General features: G+C 63.3%; 19 protein-coding genes. 9 read left to right on the plus strand and 10 right to left on the minus strand.

Annotated elements, in window-relative coordinates:
- Positions 1-10: 10 nt before the first annotated feature.
- Positions 11-1087 (minus strand): ABC transporter substrate-binding protein, encoded by a 1077-nt coding sequence (locus tag NKH97_RS02785; RefSeq protein WP_023808882.1) that lies wholly within the window; start codon positions 1085-1087, stop codon positions 11-13.
- Positions 1088-1149: 62 nt separating this feature from the next.
- Positions 1150-2397 carry an enolase C-terminal domain-like protein gene (locus NKH97_RS02790; protein WP_023808883.1) on the minus strand — a complete coding sequence of 416 codons (1248 nt, stop codon included), beginning with the start codon at positions 2395-2397 and terminating at the stop codon, positions 1150-1152.
- A 149-nt stretch (positions 2398-2546) separates the two neighbouring features.
- Here NKH97_RS02790 and NKH97_RS02795 point away from each other — a divergent pair, with 149 nt between their 5' ends.
- Complete coding sequence (locus NKH97_RS02795; RefSeq protein WP_352795285.1) at positions 2547-3308, plus strand: GntR family transcriptional regulator; 762 nt, start codon at positions 2547-2549, stop codon at positions 3306-3308.
- A 75-nt stretch (positions 3309-3383) separates the two neighbouring features.
- On the opposite strand, the gene NKH97_RS02800 is transcribed toward NKH97_RS02795, so the two are convergent.
- From NKH97_RS02800 to NKH97_RS02830, 7 genes are all read right to left on the minus strand, one after another.
- Positions 3384-4262 (minus strand): SMP-30/gluconolactonase/LRE family protein, encoded by an 879-nt coding sequence (locus tag NKH97_RS02800; RefSeq protein WP_023808885.1) that lies wholly within the window; start codon positions 4260-4262, stop codon positions 3384-3386.
- Positions 4263-4296: 34 nt separating this feature from the next.
- The gene (gene kce, locus NKH97_RS02805) at positions 4297-5259 is read right to left on the minus strand and encodes a 3,5-dioxohexanoate:acetyl-CoA acetone transferase (RefSeq protein WP_023808886.1); all 963 of its coding nucleotides are present in this window, start codon (positions 5257-5259) and stop codon (positions 4297-4299) included.
- A complete protein-coding gene (locus NKH97_RS02810) occupies positions 5256-6203 on the minus strand; it encodes a 3-hydroxyacyl-CoA dehydrogenase (RefSeq protein ID WP_023808887.1) in 948 nt (315 codons plus the stop codon). The genes kce and NKH97_RS02810 overlap by 4 nt, the downstream gene beginning before the upstream one ends.
- Before the next feature lie 11 nt (positions 6204-6214).
- Complete coding sequence (locus tag NKH97_RS02815) at positions 6215-7021, minus strand: SDR family oxidoreductase (RefSeq protein ID WP_023808888.1); 807 nt, start codon at positions 7019-7021, stop codon at positions 6215-6217.
- Between the two features lie 13 nt (positions 7022-7034).
- Positions 7035-9119 carry an ABC transporter permease gene (locus NKH97_RS02820; RefSeq protein ID WP_352795286.1) on the minus strand — a complete coding sequence of 695 codons (2085 nt, stop codon included), beginning with the start codon at positions 9117-9119 and terminating at the stop codon, positions 7035-7037.
- Entirely contained in the window at positions 9116-10648 is a 1533-nt protein-coding gene (locus tag NKH97_RS02825) for a sugar ABC transporter ATP-binding protein (RefSeq protein ID WP_352795287.1), read from the minus strand. Before NKH97_RS02825 ends, NKH97_RS02820 begins: the two co-directional genes overlap by 4 nt.
- A gap of 80 nt (positions 10649-10728) precedes the next feature.
- Positions 10729-11856: a sugar ABC transporter substrate-binding protein gene (locus NKH97_RS02830; protein ID WP_023808891.1), complete on the minus strand. Its 1128-nt coding sequence runs from the start codon at positions 11854-11856 to the stop codon at positions 10729-10731.
- A gap of 218 nt (positions 11857-12074) precedes the next feature.
- On the opposite strand from NKH97_RS02830, the gene NKH97_RS02835 reads away from it, so the two are divergent.
- The 8 genes from NKH97_RS02835 to apnL all read left to right on the plus strand — a co-directional run bounded on the left by NKH97_RS02835 (position 12075) and on the right by apnL (position 21358).
- Positions 12075-12749, plus strand: a complete 675-nt coding sequence (locus NKH97_RS02835; RefSeq protein ID WP_352795288.1) for a GntR family transcriptional regulator — start codon at positions 12075-12077, stop codon at positions 12747-12749.
- Positions 12750-13039: 290 nt separating this feature from the next.
- Positions 13040-13867, plus strand: a complete 828-nt coding sequence (locus NKH97_RS02840; protein ID WP_023808892.1) for a phosphogluconate dehydrogenase C-terminal domain-containing protein — start codon at positions 13040-13042, stop codon at positions 13865-13867.
- Between the two features lie 327 nt (positions 13868-14194).
- Positions 14195-15136 (plus strand): D-ribose ABC transporter substrate-binding protein, encoded by a 942-nt coding sequence (locus NKH97_RS02845; RefSeq protein ID WP_352609308.1) that lies wholly within the window; start codon positions 14195-14197, stop codon positions 15134-15136.
- A gap of 95 nt (positions 15137-15231) precedes the next feature.
- The gene (locus NKH97_RS02850; RefSeq protein WP_352609307.1) at positions 15232-15876 is read left to right on the plus strand and encodes a DUF2291 family protein; all 645 of its coding nucleotides are present in this window, start codon (positions 15232-15234) and stop codon (positions 15874-15876) included.
- Positions 15873-17429: a sugar ABC transporter ATP-binding protein gene (locus NKH97_RS02855; protein WP_023808895.1), complete on the plus strand. Its 1557-nt coding sequence runs from the start codon at positions 15873-15875 to the stop codon at positions 17427-17429. The genes NKH97_RS02850 and NKH97_RS02855 overlap by 4 nt, the downstream gene beginning before the upstream one ends.
- Positions 17422-18486, plus strand: coding sequence for an ABC transporter permease (locus tag NKH97_RS02860; protein ID WP_023808896.1), 1065 nt, complete (start codon positions 17422-17424; stop codon positions 18484-18486). Before NKH97_RS02855 ends, NKH97_RS02860 begins: the two co-directional genes overlap by 8 nt.
- A gap of 2 nt (positions 18487-18488) precedes the next feature.
- Positions 18489-19523, plus strand: coding sequence for a Gfo/Idh/MocA family protein (locus tag NKH97_RS02865; protein ID WP_352609306.1), 1035 nt, complete (start codon positions 18489-18491; stop codon positions 19521-19523).
- Positions 19520-21358: a D-apionate lactonase gene (gene apnL, locus NKH97_RS02870; protein WP_352795289.1), complete on the plus strand. Its 1839-nt coding sequence runs from the start codon at positions 19520-19522 to the stop codon at positions 21356-21358. The genes NKH97_RS02865 and apnL overlap by 4 nt, the downstream gene beginning before the upstream one ends.
- 2 nt (positions 21359-21360) lie before the next feature.
- Here apnL and NKH97_RS02875 read toward each other — a convergent pair whose 3' ends face one another.
- Positions 21361-22074: a transcriptional regulator NanR gene (locus NKH97_RS02875; protein ID WP_352760157.1), complete on the minus strand. Its 714-nt coding sequence runs from the start codon at positions 22072-22074 to the stop codon at positions 21361-21363.
- Positions 22075-22166 lie beyond the last annotated feature (92 nt).

A 22166-nucleotide genomic window follows, 5' to 3' on the forward strand; every position in this document is an offset into this window, starting at 1 on the left:
GCCATGCTGCTCATTTCGGCGCGGGAACGCCCGGCAGAGGCTCCTTCTTCACGTTGGCGTCGATGATCTTGGCCACCAGCTCCTGCGGGTATTCGGCATTGACCACGCCGCCTGCGGGAACCGTCTTCAGCCAGGCGTCGAGGTCAGGCTGATTGATCTGCAGGAGCGGCACCTCGACGAATTTCGGCACCTGCTTGCCGGCCAGGATCTGCTGCGCGACCCAGAACGCGACCTGCGAGACGCTGGGCGTGGCGCCCAGCGAGAAGGTTTCGTAGCCGCCGGCATCATGCTCCTGCTTCCACAGCGCCAATTCGTCCTGGCGGTTGCCCATGATGATGATCGGCAGCGGCCGGCTGGCGGCCTTGAATGCCTGCGCCGCGCCATAGCCGTCGCCGCCCTGCGTCAGCACCGCATCGACCTGAGGCAACGACGGCAGGATGCCCGACACTTCCTTTTGTGCCACGGTGGCCGTCCACTGACCATAGACCTCGCCGACAGCCTTGTAGCTGGCGTGCGCCTTCATCGCCTTCTCGACGCCCTCATGCAGGCGCTTGTCGAAACCGTCGCCGGCCATACCGCGGATCTCGAGGATGTTGGCCGGCTTGTCGCCGAGCTTGCTGGAGATGAAATCCAGTTCGGCCTTGGCATAGGAATCGAGGTTGTAGTCGACGACATAGGCGCAAGGCTCGGTGACGCCGCTGGCGAAGGCGACGACCGTGATACCGGCATTGCAGGCATCCTTGATGGCGCCATTGAGTGCGGTGTCGGAGCCGGCAAGGACGATGATCGCATCGTAGCCCTGCAGGATCAGGTTCTCGATCTGGCTCGCCTGTTCGGTCACCGAATTGTTCGAGCTGACGACGGCTGTTGCGGCGATCTGCTTGTCGGCCACGGCCTTGGCGCCCATTTCCTCGAAGCTCTTGATCATCACCTGGCGGAAGGAATTGCCGGCGTAGGAATTGCTGAAGGCGATCTTCTTGGCCGAAGTGTCGCCCTTGGCGACGCCTTCATAGGCGCGCGCGTCCAGCGCTGCAAAGCTGGTGCAGCCGAGCATGGCTGCAATGAATAAGGCTGTGGTCTTGCTCATTGTTGTTCTCCTCCGGTTGAAAGTCATAGCGTCCTCCCGACGATCCTTTCGAACGGAAAATGTCAGCCCAGCCCGAGATCAGGCACGGCATCGTTCAAATGGTCGGCGAAATTAGTGTTGGGCAGCAGCGGATACCAGCCCGGACGGCCGGGATCGCGGTCGTAGGCATAGCCGCCCAGCGAGCGATAGAGTTCGGCATAGGTGGCGAGTTTGTCACGATCGAGTTCGACGCCGAGGCCCGGTGCCTCCGGCACCGCGATCGCACCATTCTCGTAGAGCATCTTGCCGCCGACGATGATGTCGTCGGCAAGGTGGTGATAATGCGCGTCGGCGGTGAAGACGAGGTTGGGCAGCACTGCGCCAAGATGCAGCATGGTGGCGAGCTGGATGCCGAGTTCGCCAGAGGAATGCACCGCAATACCGAGACCGAACGTGTCGCAGATCTGCGCCGCGCGCACGCAGGCGCGGATGCCGCCCCAGAAGGTGGTGTCGAGCAGGATCACGTCAACCGCAGGGTCGCGCACATTGGTGGCGAGCTGTTCGAAATCGATGACGATGGTGTTGGTGGCCAGCGGGATGGAGAGCTTCTCGCGCAAGCGGCGCATGCCGGCCAGGCCCCAGGTCGGGTCCTCGAAATAGTCGTTCCTGAGATCGGAGATGGCTTGGCCGAAACGCAGCGCCTCTTCGACTGACAGGGCTGCGTTCGGATCGTAGCGCAGCGTATCGGCAGGAAATTCGGCGGCGAGCGCCCTGAAACATTCCAACTCATAGTCGGGGTGAAACACGCCGGCCTTGAGCTTGTGGGCGTGAAAACCATGTTCGGCCTTGAGCGCGCGGGCATGCTCGAGCAATTGATCGATGGTGCGGACTTCGCCCTTGCCGCTGCGGCGGTCGGCATAACGGAAGAACAGATAGGAGGCGAAGCCGATCCGGTCGCGCACGCGCCCGCCAAGCAATTGGTAGACCGGCACGCCGAGCTTCTTGCCGATGATGTCGAGACAGGCGAATTCCAGCGCTGCGTGCAGCTGCGTGCGGTTGTTGTAGAGCGACGCCGTCGGATTGCAGATGGCGTAGCGCATCCGGTTGAGATCGAAAGGGTCATGGCCGACCAGGTAGGATTTCAGGCCGGCGAAAGCGAGTTCGGCGCCGGCGCCACCACCGCCCATCTCGCCGAGCCCAACAATGCCTTCGTCGGTCTCGACCTCGACCACGGTGCGGACAAAGCGTCCCCAATGCGTACCGTTGCTGTGCCGCAATGCTGCTTCCAGCGGAACGGTGATGGTGGTCGCCTTGATGTCCGTGATCTTCATGCCGGCTCCTCTCCCCTAGCCTGCTGGCGTCATACACACTACCATGGTAGTATGTCAACACAGCTTCAATCCTGCTTGCCGCTTGAGTTGGGACGTGCGCGGTGTCATGACCGGAGCAGTGCAGCGCCATTCACAGCAACGGATTCGTCATGGGGACCAAGCTTTCGGGGGCGACCAGATTTTCAGGCAGTGCTGCCAGGCTGAAAACCGCCGGTCAGCGCGAACCCTCGCGGGTGCTGGAGCCGGTCAACAATCGCATGCCGATCTCACCGCAGATCTACGAGCGCCTGCGCCGCGCCATCACGACGCTGGCGATGTTGCCGTCGGAAGCGCTCAGCGAACAGGACCTAGCCCAGCAGCTCGGTGTCAGCCGGACACCCGTGCGCGAGGCGCTGATCCGGCTTGCCGATGAAGGGCTGATCGACATCCTGCCGCAACGCGGCAGCTTCGTCGCGCCGATCCGGCTAAGTGACGTCGAGGAAGCGCAGTTCATTCGCGAGGCACTCGAGGTCTCCGTCGTGCAGAAGCTGGCCGGACACGGTTCGAGCGCCTTCATCGCGGCAGGCAGGGTGAATCTTGCCCAGCAGGCCAGGGCAGTGGCCGAGGGCGACCGCGAGCTGTTTCTTGAGCTCGACGAGGGCTTCCATCGTAGCCTTTGCGAAGAGGCCGGCCTGCCCAAGAGCTGGCGGGTGATCCAAGTGGTCAAGCTGCAGATGGACCGTGTGCGCTATCTGAGCCTGCCCGAGCCGGGTCACCTCGAAACGCTGCTCGCTCAGCATGTGGCGATCTTCGAGGCCGTGGAGACCGGCGAGGCAAAGCAGGCAGGCGCGCGTATGGCGGCGCATCTGCGCGAAGTGCTGCGCACGGTGCAACGGCTCAACGTGGCTCGCCCGGACCTGTTTGGCCAATGATCCGTTGACCGCTCATTGGGATGCCTGCGCGAAGGCCTGATCCGCGTATGCTACGGGCGCTTCGCTTGTCTGGCGTCAGCTGCCGAAGCGGGGCTCCGCAACGCCTTTGACGCCAAGGCCCGTGATGGCGAACAGGCTGCCGCGCAAAACGCCGTCGCCGGGAAAACGCGGCAACGGCGGCTTGGCCATCGAGGTGACGTAAAGGATATCTAGCTTCGGTCCGCCGAACATGACGCTGGTGATCTTCTTGACCGGCATGTCGATGATGCGATCGATGCTGCCATCGGGCGCATAGCGCACCAGTCTTCCGTCATAGACCAGCGCATTCCACAGATAGCCCTCGGCATCGACGGTCGAGCCGTCCGCCGCACCGCCCCGGCTGGTGTCGACGCGCACGAAGGTACGCCTGTTGGTGGCGGCACCGGTGGCGATGTCGTAGTCGTAGGCCCATATCTCGCCGGTCCAGGTGTCGGCGAAATAGAAGGTGCGGTCGTCGGGGCTCCAGCATGGACCGTTGGAACAGATGATGCCGGAATCGATCCGGGTGACGGAGAAATCCGGATCCAGCCTGTAGAGACCGCCGGACGGCCCCTCTTCCATCGTGTCCATCGAGCCGGCGAAGAAGCGGCCGCGCCGGTCGACCTTGCCGTCGTTGAGCCGGTTCATTGGCCTGTCCGGCTCGGGATCGTGGATCAGCGTCACATCGCCGGAGGCGAAATCGAGCAGATGGAAACCGCGCTGCAGCGACACCACGGCGCCGCTACCGTCCTTGCGTAGCGCCATTGAGCCGATCTTCATCGGCACGTCCCATGACCGGATCTCGCGTCCGTCGGCGGTCGCCCGAAACACGCGCCCGTCGAAGCTGTCGATCCAGTAGAGTCGTTCCTGTTCGACGTCCCACAGCGGTCCTTCGCCCAGTGTGGTCTTCACGTCCACCACGACTTCGATCTTCATGCCGTCCTCCTCGGAATTGGCGCCACGCAACGATTTAGAAAGCGACCTTGTCGCCGCCCTTCAATGACAGGATTTCGCGCGCCTCGTCGGGCGTCGCCACCTCCATGCCGAGCCCCTCGATGATCTTGCGTGCCAGCAAGACCTGTTCGGCGTTCGATTTGGCAAGCTTGCCCTTGCCCGCCCAGAGACTGTCCTCCAGCCCGACGCGGATGTTGCCGCCAAGTGCGGCCGATTGCGCGGCGATGCGCAGCTGGCTGGCGCCGGCGCCGAGGACCGACCAGCGGAACTGGTCGCCGAACAGCCGGTCGGCGGTGCGCTTCATATGGGCGACGTCTTCCGGGTGCGTGCCGATGCCGCCAAGCAGCCCGAACACCGACTGCACGAAGAAAGGCGGCTTCACCAGCCCGCGGTCGGCGAAGTGAGAGAGGTTGTAGAGATGGGCGATGTCGTAGCACTCGAACTCGAAGCGCGTGCCGTTGTCGTAGCAGGTCGCCAGAATGTACTCGATGTCCTTGAACGAGTTGCGAAAGACGAGGTCGCGGGTCGCTTCCAGATGCGGCTTTTCCCAGTCGAACTTGAAGGTCTCGTATTTGTCGGCGAGGTGATAGAGCCCGAAATTGATCGAGCCCATGTTGAGCGAGGCGACTTCCGGTTTGAACTTGGCGGCCGGGCGCACGCGCTCCTCGACCTTCATGTACGGGCTGCCACCGGTGGTGATGTTGATGGCGGCGTTGGTGCCTTGCTTGACGCGCGGCAGGAAGCGAGCGAAGGCCTCCGGCGTCTGGTCGGGCTTGCCGGTTTCCGGATCTCGCGCATGCAGATGCAGGATTGCGGCACCGGCTTCGGCAGCCGCGATCGCCTCAGAAGCGATCTGGTCAGGCGTGATCGGCAGATAGGGCGACATGGTCGGCGTGTGGATGGCGCCCGTCACCGCGCAGGTGATGATGACCTTGCCCCTGGTCTGCGCAGCACTTGGCTTGCGGCTCGTTTCGATCATTGTCCGTACTCCTGGTCCGATTTTTTCTTGTGTGCCGCCAGCGCCATCAGCCGACGATCGCGCCATACCTGCCGTTCGCCGAGGTTTTCGCGTGGCAGGCGCTCGCGGCGGTCGGCTTCGACGGTTTTCATCACCTCGCCCGCCCAGTCGACGCGCCGCAGCATCTGCGGGAAAATGTTCGAATAGATCGACTGATAACGCTCGACATAGTCGCGCACGCCGCCAGGTGCATTGAGATCGATGGTCTCGAACGGACCCATGAACGACCAGCGCAGCGCCAGTCCGTCACGGATACCGATATCGACATCCTCGACGCTGGCGTAGCCGTCGGCGACAAGCCGGAAAGCCTCCTCAAGCAATGCGCCTTGCAGGCGGTTCATGATGAAGCCGTCGAGCTCGCGCTTCATCACCAGGGGCGCATGACCGGCGTCGATGAGGAAGGCGCAGGTTCTCTCGACCGTCTCGGCGGACGTCCATGGCGCCGGCACGATTTCGGCCGCCGGAATGAGATAGGGCGGATTGATCGGGTGCACGACCAGACAGCGATGCCGTCCTTGCAGATGGTCGGTGAATTTCGACGGCAACAGCGCCGAGGTGGAACTGGCGATGACTGTCCGCGGATCGGCAAGCGTGTCGATCAGCGAGAATACCTCCCGCTTCACCTCGAGGTTTTCAGGCGTGTTCTCCTGGATATGGACCGCACCCGCCAGCGCCTTTGCCAGCTCCGCGACAATGGTGATCCGGCCAAGCACAGTGTCGACGGACTGACCGCGCAGCAGGTCGTTTGCGGCAAGGTCACCGAGCACGCCGGCAATGTAGTCGCGGGCGCCGCCGGTCGCAGCGGGCGACTGATCCCACATCCGCACGTCATGGCCGGCACGGGCGAAGCTGATCGCCCAGGCCCGCCCGATGAACCCGCTTCCGACAATTGCGACATTGGCCATGGATCGGCTCCTCAAAGTGTTTCGACATTGCCGTCGACGCCGAGCGACTGGCCGGAAATGTTGATCCCCGCATCGGAGAGCAGGAAGGCGACCATCGATGCGACATCATAGGGGCTGGTCATGCGGCGCAGCGAGATATTCTGCAGATAGCGTCCGGTCATTTCCTCGTGGCTGATACCGACCTGCTTGGCGCGCGCCGAGATAACACCTTCGATGCGCGGCCCTTCGATGATGCCGGGCAGGATGGCGTTGACCCTGATAGCGTGCGGCCCGAGCTCCTTGGCGAGACTCTGCGTGAAACCGATGACACCGAACTTGGCCGCCGAATAGGGTGTGCGGAAGGCGTAGCCATGGCGGCCGGCGGCCGACGACATCGAGACGATCGAGCCGCCGCCCGCCGCCTTGATCAGCGGCACGGCGCGCCGGGCGCACAGGAACTGGCCAGTCAGGCAGATGTCGATGCAGCGCCGCCAGTCGGCCGGGTCGATTTCGTCGACACCGCCGGTCGGCCCGGCAATGCCGGCATTGTTGATCAGCGCGTCGAGCCCGCCGAGTTCTTTCTCGACCGCCTCGAACAGCCGGTCGACGTCATCGTCGCGCGAAACATCCGCCTTCACAGCGGCGACCAGATCGATCTTGCCGGGAGCAGCGGCCAGCGCCTCGTCGGAAACGTCGCAGACGACGATGCGGGCACCGAGGCGTGACAGTGTGTCGGCTATGGCAAAACCGATGCCGCCGGCGCCTGCCGTCACCAGCACGCGCTGGCCTTTCAGCCCGGTCAGAAATTCGTCCGCCGATGCCGGCGCCCTTGTGCTCATGGTCCTGTCCTTTTCATTGCAGCCGCCGTTCGCGCAACGCCATGACGGCGCCCAGAACGACCAGTCCGTAAAGAATTGCCCTCGTGGCATAGGGAAGCGTGGTGCCGGCGAGCAGCATCTGCAGTGCCGTCAGCAACAACACGCCGCCGAGCATGCCGAGATAGTGGCCGCGTCCGCCGGTGATCAGCGCGCCGCCGACCACCACCACGGCGATCGACGGCAACAGATAGTCGTCGCCCATGCCAAGGCTTGCCTGACCCGAAAAGCCGGTCAGCATGATGCCGACAACAGCCGCGCAGACGGCCGAAAGCATATAGACCAGGATCAGCGTGCGCTCGACGCCGATGCCCGACAACCGCGCCGCGCGCAGCCCATTGCCGATGCCGTAGACGCGTCGTCCGAACGGCGTGCGGCCAAGCAGCAGTACCGCCGCGACGACAAAGACGACCATCAGCAGGACGATTGGGGTCAGCAGGCCGGCAAGCTTGGCCGTCATGACCCAGCGCAGCATCGGCGAGGAAAACCCGGCCGGCGTTCCCTGCGAATAGAGCAGCGCACAGCCTTGCAGAATGCCGTTGGTGGCGAGCGTCATGACGATCGGCGAGATGCCGAGATAGACGATGCCGAAACCATTGGCAAAGCCGATGGCGCAGGCCATCACCAGGACGACCGGCAAGGCGTAGACAAGGGCGGCGTCGGAGCCGTTGACCATGCCTGCCAGGATGATGCCGGAGATGCCGATCGTCCACGGCACGGAGAGGTCGAGGCCCCCGGTCAGAATGACGGTTCCCTGCCCGAGCGCCAGGACGGCTAGGAACGACGACAGCACCAGCAGCGAATTCCAGTACCCCGGATTGAGGATGGCGCGGCCGAGCCAGACCTGCGTGACGACCACGATGAGCAGCAGGCAGACATAGGCGGGCAGCGCATAGCGCAGCGTTTCCGCGTTGCGCAGATGGAAGGCAGGGTGCGGCGATGCCGGACTGCGCTGGGCATGGGCTGGTTCGGCGGTCTTGAGACGCCGGTCCACGCGCTCGAGTTGCGAGGGCAGTATGCCGGCGCGCCAGGCGGCGAGCCGGGCACGCGCGGCGCGCAACTGCACGGCAAGCACCGATGCGTGCGAGATGGAGCCGGCAAGTGCTGCCAGCACCAGAATGGTGCCTTCGGCGATGGTCGCATAATAGGCCGATACGTTGAGCACCAGCAGGATGTTCACCACGATCATCAGGATAAAGGCGCCAAAGACAGAGCCCACCGGGCCGCCCTGCCCGCCGCCGAGGCGCGTGCCGCCGACGACGACCGCCGCGAACATCGACAACAGCAGCGGATTGCCGACCAGCGGATCGCCGCTGCCGGTCTGGGCGCTGATGAAGACGCCGGCAAGGCCATAGCAGCCGCCGGCGATGACATAGACGGCAAAGCGCACCAGCACGACATTGATGCCGACGGAAGCGGCCGACTCCGCATCGCTGCCGACCGCATAAAGTGCTGTGCCGAAGCGGGTTCCCTTCAGCCAGAACCAGGCGAGCAGGACGACGCCGATCACCACCAGCGGCATCGGCAGCCAGCCGGCGATCGCGTCGCCAAGATAGAAGGTACCGAGATCGGGCGACACGAAGCCGCCGGGCTTGTCCATCACCAGCAGCGTCACGCCTTGCAGGATGAACATGGTGGACAGCGTCACCACGATGGGCTGCATGCGCAGCACAGCGATGAAGAAGCCGTTGAAGGCGCCCACGGCCATGCCGACGCCGATGCCGACGGCGGTCCACAAGATGATGCTGGCGCCTGGCGCCATTGGGTCCATGCTCGATGCCAGCACGGCATTGACCAGCGATATCACCGCGCCGGCGGACAGGTCGAAGCCGCCCGACAGGATCACGATGGTCTGGCCGATCGCCGCGAGCGCCGAGGTTGTGCCGCCGCTCGACAGGAACGACACATCGAAATAGGTCAGCGGCCCGGCGCTGATCCAGTCGACGATGAAAAGCAGGATGGCCAGGACGACCGCGGCGATCAGAGCGCCGCGATTGCGCATCAGCGCGCGGCGCAGCCCGAAGCCACCGGAAACAGGGGATGAGGCTGCCGTGCTGCTCATGCGGCGGCTTCCCCGGCATCGCCGAGCGCCGGGCGCATGATGGCCGGCTCGGTGATGGCGTCGCCTGCGAGCTCGGCTACGATGCGCCCGTCGTAGAGGACCAGGACCCGGTCGCACTGGTGGACAAGTTCGGGGATCTCCGTCGAGTGCAGCAGGATCGAGCCGCCGGCGGCGACGTAGTTTCGCATCATCACATAGAGCTCGTGCTTGGTGCCGACGTCGATGCCGCGGGTGGGATCGAACAAAAGCAGGATGCGGCTCTGCGCCACCAGCCATTTTGCGATGGCGATCTTCTGCTGATTGCCGCCGGAAAATGCGGCGGCCCGCGTCCACAGCGCACGATCATCGACTTCGACAGTGGCGAACGCCGCCTCGACGGAGCGGGTCTCGGCTTGCGCGTCGACAAGGCCTAGCCGTGTGAAGCGCGATATCACGGGCAGCGTGGCGTTCTGGCTTCCCGACAGTTTCAGGAACAGGCCTTCGGATTTGCGGTCTTCCGGCACCAGGCCGATCGCCATGTTGGGGAGCACGGCATCGGCGGGCGATCCCAGCCAGACCTTGCGGCCATCGACGAGGATGTCGCCGCGGGTGATTTCGGCCATGCCGAAGCAGGCCAGGAACAGATCCTGCTGGCCCATGCCCTGCAGTCCGGCGACGCCGAGGATCTCGCCTTTGCGCAAGTCGAATCCGGCACCGTCGAGCTTGCGCCCGACCTTCAGGTCGCGCACGCCCAGAACCGGCGGGCCGAAGGCCTGGGCACTGTCGGGCTTGGGCGGGAAGGTCTGCTCGATGCTGCGGCCGATGATCTTTTCGATGACGTCGGCGTCAGAGACATCGGCAACCGGCGCGGTGACGATGTGGCGGCCGTTTCTCAGGATCGTCAACGTCTCGCAGAAGGCACGGACCTCGCGCATGCGATGGGTGATGAAAACGATGGTGGTGCCGGCCGCCTTCAGCCTGGCGATGATGTCGCCCAGCCAGTCGACGTCGCGGCCGGCGAGCGTCGAGGTCGGTTCGTCGAGCAAAAGGATGCGCGGCTTGCGGTAGACGGCACGCGCGATCTCGATCTTCTGGCGCACCGAAAGCTCGAGCTCACTCACCTCGGCATCGAGATCGACGGAAAAACCGAGATCTTCGATATGGCGGCGGACGGCCTTGCGGGCGGCACCGCGGCGGATCAGGCCGGAGATGCCGACGGGGGCGTAAGGCAGCATCATGTTGTCGAGGACGGAGAGGTCACGCACCAGGGTCATCTCCTGGAATGCTGTCTGCATACCGAGCGCATGTGCTGCGCGCGGTGCGCCGCAAGCGATCTCCTTGCCGAAGACACGGACATGGCCTTGGCTCGGCCGGACCAGTCCGGACAGCAGCTTCACCAGTGTCGACTTGCCCGCTCCGTTTTCACCGAGCAGGGCATGGACGCTGCCGGGCGCGATCGCAAACGACACGCCGTCCAGCGCGACGGTCGGGCCGAACGCCTTGCTGATACCGTCGATCTCGATGGCGGGGAGCTCGGAATGTTCTGTCATTGTCCTCGATCGCCGGGCTTGGCATGGATTGACGATGCACGGACAACAGTCCGTGCATCGTCACACGCGCCTTGGGAGGCTTAGTTCTCCGGTTGTCCGACGAGGGCAGCATTAAGGCCGACCTCGGGTGTCTGGTCCGAGAAGATCGAGGCAAACCAGCCCGGATTGGAGACCAGCGACGGCTTGAAGGCGTTGCAGCCGGCCTTCATCTCCGCCCATGTGCCTTCGTCGCACAGCTTGATCGTCTCATTGGTGACGAGCGGCAGCGGCAGGATGGTGGTCTTCGGCACGTCCTTGCCTTCGATCGCCTCGACGGCAAGCTTCAGCGCCAGCGCACCCGAATAAGGCGGCGAGGCGTAGGAAATGCGTTGTGCGCCGGCCGGCGCGTAAGGGGCGGCCGCACCTTCGACTTCGGTGCCCTCCGGCAGCATCTGGATGCGGCCGCCATTGGAACCTTCGCCGGCGCAAGGCAGGAGTTCGCTTGTCTTCTTGCCGGCCTCGAGCTGCATCGAGTTGGCGGTGAAGCAGCCGACCTGCATCCACAGCCCGTTGATGTCGTCCCAATTGCGGGTGGCCAGGATTTTCGAAAGTTCGGTGCGGGCGACCGCCTGGCTCCACATGCCGACAGCCTCGCCGACGATCTTGATATCAGGATATTTGGCGAAGACTTCCTTGGCGGCTTTTGTCCGCTGATCGTCGACGGATGTTCCCGGGACACCCGTGATGGCGATGATGTTGCCCTTGCCGTTGAGCTTCTTGACCAGCCATTCGGCGGTCACCCTGCCGGCTTCCAGCTGGTCGATGTGGACGTTGTAGGCACAAGGCTCGGTGATCTCGGCGTCGTAGGCAAAGACCTTCACGCCCTTGTCGCAGGCATTCTTGACGACCTGGTTGAGCGCGGTCGGCGAGATCGGATATACGACGATGGCCTCGGCGCCGCTTTGCACCATTGCGTTGATCTGCTGAATCTGGCGTTGCGCGTTGGGGCCAGCGACCTGGACCTGCAGGTCGACCTTGTCGGCCAGGCTCTTGTGAGCGGCCATGGCCTTGACCATGTTGGCCGCCTCCGCTTGCCAATCATTGCCTATGTAGCTCATGCTGAGAAAGATCTTGTGCTTCTCGGCTGCCTGCGCGGCGGACAGGCCGAAGGCGCATGCAGCCATCCCAGCCAGCAGCGCGAGCCGCCGGACTTTCGATCCGATACCCATGTGAAACTCCTCCCAAACAGAACGACCGAATGCCTCCCAAGGGCACAAAACGTAACCTTTGCCATTCGATGCCAGCGACCGTAACATGATTTGATCAAATATCAATGATGAAATCGTTTATATCAAAACGGCTATGTCAGCCGCTTGACGTGGCACCACGAACCTTGCATTCCGACACAAGCAATAGTGTCGCCCTTGGGCGGGAAGGTTGACCGGAGATGGCTGGATCGGCGTTCAGGAAGCCTGGTGTCGAGATCACTCCACTGTCCAAGGAAACTCTGCAGGACCGGGTCTATAATCAGGTCACCGAACTGATCCTCGACGGCAGCATCGTACCGGGCGAGATGGTCACGGTTCAGAGCCTCGCCGACGCCTTTGGCGTCAGCCCGATGCCGGTCAGGGAAGCGCTGCGGCGCCTGACGGCAGCCAACGCGCTGACCGTGGTATCCGGGCGCTCCATTGGTATTCCGGCGCTCAGCCGCGAGCGGCTCACCGATTTGCGCAATGTACGTTTTGAGATAGAGGCCATCGCCGCCGGCTGGGCCTCACAGAACCGGAGTGATGCGGATCTTGCGATTTTCGCGCGCGATCTGGACTCGCTGGAACGCGCGAATGGCGCGGACGACGTAAAGGCCTATCTGAGGGCGAATTACACCTTCCACTTCGCAATCTACCGAGCAGCAGGATCCGAAACCCTGCTCAAGATCATCAAGGACCTATGGCTGCAGATCAGCCCCTATTTCAATATGCTGCATGGGTCCTACTCGACCGCGAACACATACCATCAACAGATGTTTGCGGCCCTGCGCGACCGGGACGAGCAGGCAGTTCAGGCGGCGGTTCGCGGCGATATCGATGCGGCTTTCGACATGCTGGTCGACCTTTTGAAGTAGCGCCCGGCCCCACCTCCAACCCCCAACAGATGCCTCCTATTTCTAGGGATGGCAGAGCAGCGCCCATGCGCACTCAGCGGGCAAGCGCGGGCTTCTTCTGGTGATCTAGAAATCGTATCCAGAGCGCGCCATCCATGGTTCTCGTGCTGGAGCTTGCCGTCGGCAGCCGATGACGCGGCGCACGCATCGCATGGTCATTATCAGATTGCCAAAATCTGGTAGCGTGATTATACCAGTTGATCAGTTGACGACGGGCGATGCCGTCGGCGAAGAACAGGAGTGGTGACCAGATGACAACGATTGCGCTGTTCGGGGCTGGCGGAAAAATGGGCTACCGCCTGTCGACCAACTTTCGCGGGTCGCCCTACACGATACGCCATGTCGAGGTCAGCGATGCCGGCCGCGAACGGCTGAAGACCGGACTGGGTTTCGATACGGTCAGTGCCGACGAGGCGCTCAAGGACGCCGATGTGGTGATCCTGGCCGTTCCCGACACGCATATCGGCAAGGTAGCGGCCAGCATCGAGAGCAAGCTGGTATCAGGCACGATGGTGGTGGTGCTAGACGCGGCAGCACCCTTCGCCGGCCATCTGCCGAAGCGGCCGGACCTCACCTATTTCGTCACCCACCCCTGCCATCCGCCGATCTTCAATGACGAGACGGACATGGCCGCGAAGAAGGACTATTTCGGCGGCGTGAAGGCCAAGCAGCATATGGTCAGCGCCCTGATGCAGGGGCCGGAAGAGGACTACGCCAAGGGCGAGGCGATCGCGAAGATCATATGGGCGCCGGTGATGCGTTCGCACCGCGTCAGCGTCGAACAGATGGCGCTGCTCGAGCCTGGCCTTTCGGAGACGGTGTGCGCCTCGTTGTTGGTGGTGATGAAGGAAGCCGTCGACGAAGTCGTGGCGCGCGGTGTCGACAAGCAGGCGGCGCTCGACTTCCTGCTCGGCCATATGAACGTGCTCGGCGCCGTCATCTTCGGCGAGACCAAGGGCGTTTTCTCGGACGCCTGCAACAAGGCGATCGAGTTCGGCAAGCCGGTGCTGATGCGTGACGACTGGAAGCGGGTGTTCGAACCGGAAGAGATCGCCGCCAGCATTCAGCGGATCACCTGAGAGAAGACAGGTGCTTGACGCAGCACCTCGAGGGCCCGGCCTGTCATTGCCGACCCTCGGTTTTGGTAGCTCATCAGGTACATGTCACCTGAATTAGTGGTTGACTCATCATACCAGTTGGCTTAGCTGTTCATGGCTCGGATCGACAGGGTTTCGCAGGGAGTTCGAAGCCTGGCGAGTGGAGGATGGCTGGGGAGCAACGATCCGCCTGGGGTAAGCCGGCAACGGTTTTTTGACCCAAGCGATCCGCGGCCCGCGCTGCCTGACGAGTTCGGATGCAGACGAAGCCATTGGCCGATCAAGGCAATTTTCAAACGGGAGGACTTCATGAAACTCACACGCAGAATGACGCTTGCGGCTTTCGCCGGCATGCTGGCGCTTGGCACGGCCGTGCCCGCCTACGCGGCGGATCTCATCGCCATCATCACGCCCTCGCACGACAATCCGTTCTTCAAGGCGGAAGCCGTCGGCGCCGAAGCCAAGGCCAAGGAACTCGGCTATGAGGCGCTGGTGCTGGTCCATGACGACGACGCCAACAAGCAGTCCGAGTTGATCGACACCGCAATCGGCCGCGGCGCCAAGGCGATCATCCTCGACAATGCCGGCGCCGACGCCACCGTCGCCGCCGTGCAAAAGGCCAAGGACGCAGGGATTCCGTCCTTCCTGATCGACCGCGAGATCAACGCCACCGGCGTCGCCGTGGCGCAGATCGTCTCCAACAACTACCAGGGTGCCCAGCTCGGCGCGCAGGAGTTCGTCAAACTGATGGGCGAGAAGGGCAATTTCGTCGAACTGGTCGGCAAGGAATCCGACACCAATGCCGGCATTCGTTCCAAGGGTTATCACGACGTCATCGATGACTATCCGGACCTGAAGATGGTTGCCCAGCAGTCGGCCAACTGGAGCCAGACGGAAGCCTATTCCAAGATGGAATCGATCCTGCAGGCCAACCCCGACATCAAGGGCGTGATCTCCGGCAACGACACGATGGCGATGGGCGCCTATGCGGCACTTGCCGCGGCGAACCGCAAGGACGTCATCGTCGTCGGCTTCGACGGATCGAACGACGTGCGCGACTCCATCACCGCCGGCGGTGTCAAGGCAACCGTGCTGCAGCCGGCCTTCGCGCAGGCGCAGATGGCGGTCGAGCAGGCCAACGACTTCATCAAGAACAAGAAGTCGCCGGCCAAGGAAAAGCAGTTGATGGACTGCGTTCTGATCAATGGCGACAATGCCGCCAAGCTGGAGACCTTCGCGCTGACGAACTGAGTCAGCGTGATTTCAATAGCGAGGGGCGAACATCGGTTTTCGCCCCTTGCCGCCATTTTCCGTGGGCCGCCCACGATGCTGAACGACAGGCCGCCATGCTGAACACCAAGCCGAACTGGCCGATCCTTACCGTGATGGTCGGCATCAGCCTGACCGCCTGCAAGATCCTGCCTACGAAATCGGAAGCCGGAGACAACGCTCCCGCCTTCAATCCAGACAAGATGGTCGAAGAGACATGGGCGGCAAAGGTCGTGCCCTATCTCCAGCAGAAAGCCGGACCGTTTGCGCAGGTTCACACCCTGGCGACAACCGATCCATCGGCTGCCGGCGCCAAATACGGCAATCCGAACAAGCAGGCGAATTCGCCTTGGACTTTCGCGGTTCGCCTGGAAGGCAAGATCGTCGCGGCCAACACGCAGTCGCGGGCGGCAACCGTCGACGTCGATGTCGACGGCGACGGCAAGGCCGATGCACGGGTGCAGATCGGACCGGCGGTGCGCGGCACCGCGCTGCGCGACAGCCTGGACTTCATCCAGTTCAACGACTTCACCAACCAGATCGACTTCGCCCAGTTCGGCAAGGCGTTCAACAGCTACACCGACAAGACGGTGCTGTCCAAGCTGCCGCGCGAGGCGCTGGAAGGCCGCAGTGCCAAAGTGCTGGGCGCCTATACGCTGGGGAGCGGCCAGGACCTGCCGCTGGTGACGCCGGCGGAGGCAGAGATCGGGCCGAAGCCATGAGCGCGACAGCAGAGCGCGAAATCATCCTGAAGCTGGAGGACGTCTCCAAGGTCTATTCTGGCACCGTTGCGGTCAAGCGCGCCAATTTCGAGGTGCGCAAGGGCGCGGTCAACGTGCTGGTCGGTGAAAACGGCGCCGGCAAGTCGACGCTGATGAAGATCATCGCCGGTGTGGAACGGCCGACCGCCGGCCGCATCCTGCTGGAAGGCGAAGAGGTTTCCTTCTCGTCATCCGGTGATGCGGTGAACCGTGGCATCGGCATGGTGTTCCAGGAGTTGAACCTGTTCGGCAACATGAGCGTCGCCGAGAATATTTTCGCCACCCGGGAGATCACCAACCGCTTCGGCAAGATCGACCGCAAGGAACAGGAGCGCCGTGCGGCTGAATTTCTGGAACGCCTGCAAGCCGGCATACGGCCCGACATGCTGGTCGAGGATTTGCGCATCGGCCAGCAGCAGTTGGTCGAGATCGCCAAGGCGGTTTCGCTCGATGCGCGAATCCTGATCATGGACGAGCCGACCTCGGCGCTGAGCGCTGCGGAGGTCGAGATCCTGTTCAAGGTGATCGCCGACCTCAAGGCGCGCGGCGTGGCCATCGTCTACATCTCGCACCGGCTGGAAGAGCTGATCCGCATCGGCGACTACATCACCGTGCTGCGCGACGGCCGCATCACCGGCCAGGAGGAGATGAAGAACGTCGACACGCAATGGATCGTTCGCCAGATGATCGGTTCCGACGCCAAGGATTTCGCCAAGGCTGACGGCCATCTTCCGGGCGAGGAGATCTTTCGAGCCGAGGACATCTGCCTGCCGCGCGCTATCGGCGGGCTTGCCGTCGACCATGTCTCGCTGTCGCTGCGCGCCGGCGAGATCCTCGGCATCTACGGCCTGATGGGCGCCGGTCGCAGCGAATTGTTCGACTGCATCATGGGCCGCCACGGCCATTCGACAGGCGCGATCTTCATTGGCGGTAAAAAGGTCAAGGAGCGCGACACGACGCGGCGCATCCGGCGTGGCCTGGCATTGATCCCCGAGGATCGCCAGCGCGAAGGGCTGGTGTCGATCCTCTCGGTCGCCAGCAATCTGACGCTAGCCAGCCTGTCGCGATTTGCCCGCCTGTTCCATATCCGTGGCGCCGACGAAAGGCAGGCGGTGACGCAGATGGTGCGGGAACTGGCGATCAAGGTCGCCGACCCGGCGCAGGAAGTGTCTTCGCTGTCGGGCGGCAACCAGCAGAAGGTGGTGATCGGCAAGGCGCTGCTCACCGAACCCAAGGTGCTGCTAATGGACGAACCCAGCCGAGGCATCGATGTCGGCGCCAAGGCAGACGTCTTCCGCACCATGCGCAAACTGTCCCGCGACGGATTGGGGATTTTGTTCGCCACCTCCGACCTCGATGAGGTGATGGCGCTGTCCGACCGCATCGCGGTGATGAGCAACGGAAAACTGACCGGCATGTTCGACCGTGCCGAGGCGACGGAGGCGGCACTCGTCGCTGCTTCGGCGCTTGGCCACGGACCGGTCCCACACACGGAGAGCACCGCCCATGACTGACATCCCAGCCAAGGCGGCCGCTCATTCCGCTTCCAGCGGCTCCGTGCTGTTGACGCTGATGAAGCTCAGGACCTTCATCGCGCTTATCGCCGTGCTGATCTTCTTCTCGATCGCGGCGCCGAATTTCCTGTCGACCGCCAATCTGATCCTGATGTCGAAGCACGTGGCGCTGAACGCGTTCCTGGCGATGGGCATGACCTTCGTCATCATCACCGGCGGCATCGACCTTTCGGTCGGCTCGATCGTCGGCCTGTGCGGCATGGTGGCCGGCTATCTCGTGCTCAATGGCATCGACCTGCAGATCGGCTACACCATCTATTTCAACGTCTTCGAGATCGCGCTGATCACGCTTGCCGTCGGCATATTGATCGGCGCCGTCAACGGCTTGCTGATCACCCGGCTGAACGTCGCGCCGTTCATCGCCACGCTTGGCGTGCTCTATGTCGCGCGCGGCCTGGCGCTGCTGTCGTCGGATGGCCGCACCTTTCCCAACCTCGTCGGCAAGCCGGAGCTTGGCACCACCGGTTTCGGTTTCCTCGGTGCAGGCCGGCTGCTTGGCCTGCCGGTGGCGATCTGGATCCTGATCGTCGTTGCACTGGGAGCCGCCTATCTCGCCAAATACACACCGCTCGGCCGCCATATCTTCGCCGTCGGCGGCAATGAACGGGCGTCGCGGATTTCGGGCGTCCGTGTCAACATGGTGAAGATGTTCGTCTATATGTTCTCCGGTTTCTGCGCGGCGATCGTCGGCCTGATCATCTCGTCCGAGCTGATGGCCTCGCATCCGGCAACAGGCGAAAGTTTCGAGCTCAACGCCATTGCGGCGGCGGTGCTCGGCGGTACCTCGATGTCGGGCGGGCGCGGCACGATCGGCGGCACCATCGTCGGCGCCTTCGTCATCGGCATTCTTTCGGACGGGTTGGTGATGATGGGTGTGAGTTCGTTCTGGCAAATGGTGATCAAGGGTCTCGTCATCATCGTCGCCGTTGTCGTCGACCAGGCACAACGCCGGCTTCAACAGCGCGTCACCTTGATGCAGATGGCGAAGGCGGGTTGAGCATGGCGGAGTTGCGTGGAGCGCTGATCGGCTGCGGCTTCTTTGCCGTCAACCAGATGCACGCCTGGCGCGGCATTGCGGGCGCTTCGATCGTTGCTATCTGCGACCGTGACCCGGAACGGCTCAAGATCGTCGGCGACCAGTTCGGCATAGCGAAGCGCTATACCGATGCGGCGGAACTTTTTGCCGGCGAAAGCCTGGACTTCGTCGACATCGCCACCACCGCGCCCAGCCATCGTCCGCTTGTCGAAATGGCGGCCGCTCATCGCGTTCCGGTGATCTGCCAAAAGCCGTTCGCGCCGACGCTCGCCGACGCCAAGGCAATGGTCGGGGCATGCGCGGAAGCCGGCGTGCCGCTGATGGTGCATGAGAATTTTCGCTGGCAGTCGCCGATCCAGGCGGTGCGCGCCGTGCTCGACAGCGGCGAGATCGGCACGTCTTTCTTCGGGCGCATCTCCTTCCGCTCCGGCTATGACGTGTTTTCCGGCCAGCCCTATCTAGCGACGGGAAAGCGCTTCATCATCGAGGACCTCGGCATCCATATCCTCGATATCGCCCGCTTCCTGCTCGGCGACGTCTCGACCATCACGTCGCGAACCGCCCGCGTCAATCCTAGTATCGCGGGCGAGGATGTGGCGACGATGCTTCTGGACCACAAGAGCGGCGCGACCTCCGTGGTCGACTGCAGCTATGCGACGAAGCTTGCCACCGAGCCGTTTCCCGAGACGCTGATCGAGATCGACGGCAGCGACGGAACGATCCGGCTGGCGCAGGGATACCGGCTCACCGTCACCGGCAAGAACGGCACGGTCGTCACCGACGTCTCGCCGCCGCTGCTGCCATGGGCGTCGCGGCCCTGGCATAACATTCAGGAAAGCGTCGTCGCCATCCAGCAGCATTGGGTAGACTGCCTGGCGAAGGGAATCGAACCGGCGACCTCGGGCGCCGACAATCTCAAGACGTTCGCACTGGTCGAGGCGGCTTACACCGGTGCCGCGAGCCGGCAACCGGTGCAGCTCGACGCCTTGCTTAAATGACCGCCGACGCATTCCTGCTCTACGGAACGCATGCCGTCGAGGCCGAACCAATCAGGCTACGCGCAGGCGCGCTCAGCGCCGACTTCGTCAACGGCAATCTGCGCACCATCCGGCATGGCGGCACCGAGGTGCTGCGCGCCATCGCCTATATCGTGCGTGACCGCGACTGGGGCACCTATGAGCCAAATTTGACGGACCTGATCATCAACCAGGCGGCCGACGCTTTTTCGGTCAGCTATTCGGCAAGCTGCCTGGCCCCCGATGGAAGCCGGCTCGGCTTCCGCGCCACCATCAAAGGCTCTGCCGATAGCCATCTGGCCTTCGAGGTCAGCGCCCTTCCCGAAAGCGATTTCGAAACCAACCGCTGCGGCTTCTGCATCCTGCATCCTATCGCCGACCTCGCCGGCAGCCCGGTCAAGGTCGAGCATACGGACGGCAGCGTGGAGGCGACAAAGCTTCCCGAACTGATAGACCCCTGGCAGCCTTTCAAGGATATCCGCGCCATCACCCATCAGGTTCGGCCTGGCGTCACCGCCGAATGCCGGATGGAAGGCGATACTTTCGAAATGGAGGACCAGCGCAACTGGTCTGACGCATCCTACAAGACCTATGTGCGGCCGCTGGCGCTGCCATGGCCGTATGTGCTGCCTGCCGGCCAAACCCTGCGCCAGACGATCAGCCTGCGCATCGCAGGTGAAGGCAAAGCACCGGCTGCCACCGTGACCAGCGAACCGGTCCGCGTTGGACTCGGCGAGGTCGGGCCAAGGCTGCCCGATGTCGGCGTGGTCATCTATCCCGAGGATGTCGAGACGGCGCTGGCGAACCTCTCCACGCTGGCGGCACTCGGCCCACAACAGCTGCTGTTTCACTACGATCCGACGCTTGGCCACGGGCTCGACGCCTTGCGCGCTTTCGCCCGACTGGCAACTGCCTACGCAGCCGAAACGACCCTCGAATGCGTCGTTGCCTGCGCTGGCGATCTCGACGCCGAGATGTCAGGTGTCGCCGGCCTGGTGCGCGAGGCCGGGCTAAAACTCTCGGCCATTGCCGTGTCGCCTTCGGTCGACCGGCAGTCGACACCGCCGGGCAGCACGTGGCCGGACTGTCCGCCGCTCGAGAACGTTTACGCGGCCGCGCGGCGCGCCTTTCCGGACATCCGGCTCGGCGGCGGCATGTTCAGCTATTTCACCGAACTCAACCGCAAGCGCGTGCCGGAGGACCAGCTCGATTTCGTCACCCATTGTACTTGCCCGATCGTTCACGCCGCCGACGATCTCAGCATCATGCAATCGCTGGAGGCGCTGCCTTTCATCACCCAATCGGCGCGGGCGATCTTCGGGGCGAAACCCTATCGGATCGGACCATCGACGATTGCCATGCGGCAGAACCCCTATGGCGGCGCGACCAAGCCCAATCCCGGGGGACAGCGCATCGCCATGGCCGACCGAGACCCGCGCCATGCCGGCCAGTTCGCGGCGGCATGGACGATCGGCTATGCCGCGCGCATCGCGCCCGCTGGGCTGGAACAGCTCACGCTCTCCAGCTTCACCGGACCGTTCGGCGTGCTGGCGTCATTTGGAGAACCCGTCGCGGAAGGAACACCCCGGCCGCTCTTCAGGGCCATCAAGGGGCTTTGCGAACTGGCCGGCCTTGCGCATGTGTCGGCAAGGACGAGCGATGAGACCAAGGTGCTGGCGCTGGCCGGGCGCTCCGCCTCGGGCAAGACAATCGCGTGGCTGGCGAACCTGACGGCGGACGAAGTGCCGGTCGACATTTCGGCTTTTGGCCGCGGCCATCTCGTGATGACGCCTTACGCGATCACCCGGCTCGGCTGAAGTTACTTTTCGGAATTCATCACATAGAGCGCGCGCGAGCGCTCGAGATGCTTGATCATCGCCTTCTCGGCGCCATCCGCATCCTTTTTCTCGATGCGACCGATGATCTCTTCGTGCTCGGTCAGCGTGAACTTTTCCTTGCCGGTCCAGATCAGCATTTCGGTGTGGTATTCCTTCAGCCAGCCCAGCATCGCCTCGCTGACGGCAACATAGATCGGGTTGCCGGAGATCGTGGCGATCTGTGTATGGAACTTCATGTCAGCGGAGATGAAGGCTTCGGAATCGCCGCGAAAGCCGCGCTGTTCGGCGACGGTCGCCCGCAGCCGCAGCACATCCTCGGCGGTGGCCTTTTCGGCGGCTTCCCTGACCATGCCGCGCTCGAAGAAGATGCGCGCGGTTTTCAGATGCTCAAGCGTGTCCTTCGACGACGACAGGATGATCTTGGCGGCACCATCGACCTGCTTGATGATCGACTTGGCGGTCAGTTGCAGCACCTTGGCGCGCTCGCCATGCGAGATCGCGACCAGGCCCATATTGCTCAGCGCCTGCATCGCCTCGCGAATCGCCGGCCTGCCGACCTCGAAACGCTCCATCAGTTCGCGTTCCGACGGCATGTCGTCGCCCGGCATCAATTCGCCGCTGGTAATGAGGCGTTTCAGCCGCAAGAAGACCTCATCGGAAAGCTTGCGCCGGACAATCGGTTCCGAACGGTGCATCGTCGCGAATCACTCCCTTGACCCGGCCTATCTAACACTGCCGCCACAATTCCCGGAATTGCCGTCTGTCGATCCGGCTGCCGGATATGGCT

The organism is Mesorhizobium sp. M0870, from assembly GCF_040319775.1.
Classification (GTDB): domain Bacteria; phylum Pseudomonadota; class Alphaproteobacteria; order Rhizobiales; family Rhizobiaceae; genus Mesorhizobium.

Coding starts and splice junctions, on each gene's coding strand:
- NKH97_RS02830 (WP_023808891.1), bottom strand. CDS start 11,856: ATGGGTATCGGATCGAAAGTCCGGCGGCTCGCGCTGCTGGCTGGGATG.
- NKH97_RS02840 (WP_023808892.1), top strand. CDS start 13,040: ATGACAACGATTGCGCTGTTCGGGGCTGGCGGAAAAATGGGCTACCGC.
- NKH97_RS02800 (WP_023808885.1), bottom strand. CDS start 4,262: ATGAAGATCGAAGTCGTGGTGGACGTGAAGACCACACTGGGCGAAGGA.
- NKH97_RS02795 (WP_352795285.1), top strand. CDS start 2,547: ATGGGGACCAAGCTTTCGGGGGCGACCAGATTTTCAGGCAGTGCTGCC.
- NKH97_RS02860 (WP_023808896.1), top strand. CDS start 17,422: ATGACTGACATCCCAGCCAAGGCGGCCGCTCATTCCGCTTCCAGCGGC.
- NKH97_RS02875 (WP_352760157.1), bottom strand. CDS start 22,074: ATGCACCGTTCGGAACCGATTGTCCGGCGCAAGCTTTCCGATGAGGTC.
- apnL (WP_352795289.1), top strand. CDS start 19,520: ATGACCGCCGACGCATTCCTGCTCTACGGAACGCATGCCGTCGAGGCC.
- NKH97_RS02865 (WP_352609306.1), top strand. CDS start 18,489: ATGGCGGAGTTGCGTGGAGCGCTGATCGGCTGCGGCTTCTTTGCCGTC.
- NKH97_RS02825 (WP_352795287.1), bottom strand. CDS start 10,648: ATGACAGAACATTCCGAGCTCCCCGCCATCGAGATCGACGGTATCAGC.
- NKH97_RS02785 (WP_023808882.1), bottom strand. CDS start 1,087: ATGAGCAAGACCACAGCCTTATTCATTGCAGCCATGCTCGGCTGCACC.
- NKH97_RS02850 (WP_352609307.1), top strand. CDS start 15,232: ATGCTGAACACCAAGCCGAACTGGCCGATCCTTACCGTGATGGTCGGC.
- NKH97_RS02835 (WP_352795288.1), top strand. CDS start 12,075: ATGGCTGGATCGGCGTTCAGGAAGCCTGGTGTCGAGATCACTCCACTG.
- NKH97_RS02820 (WP_352795286.1), bottom strand. CDS start 9,119: ATGAGCAGCACGGCAGCCTCATCCCCTGTTTCCGGTGGCTTCGGGCTG.
- kce (WP_023808886.1), bottom strand. CDS start 5,259: ATGATCGAAACGAGCCGCAAGCCAAGTGCTGCGCAGACCAGGGGCAAG.
- NKH97_RS02845 (WP_352609308.1), top strand. CDS start 14,195: ATGAAACTCACACGCAGAATGACGCTTGCGGCTTTCGCCGGCATGCTG.
- NKH97_RS02815 (WP_023808888.1), bottom strand. CDS start 7,021: ATGAGCACAAGGGCGCCGGCATCGGCGGACGAATTTCTGACCGGGCTG.
- NKH97_RS02855 (WP_023808895.1), top strand. CDS start 15,873: ATGAGCGCGACAGCAGAGCGCGAAATCATCCTGAAGCTGGAGGACGTC.
- NKH97_RS02790 (WP_023808883.1), bottom strand. CDS start 2,397: ATGAAGATCACGGACATCAAGGCGACCACCATCACCGTTCCGCTGGAA.
- NKH97_RS02810 (WP_023808887.1), bottom strand. CDS start 6,203: ATGGCCAATGTCGCAATTGTCGGAAGCGGGTTCATCGGGCGGGCCTGG.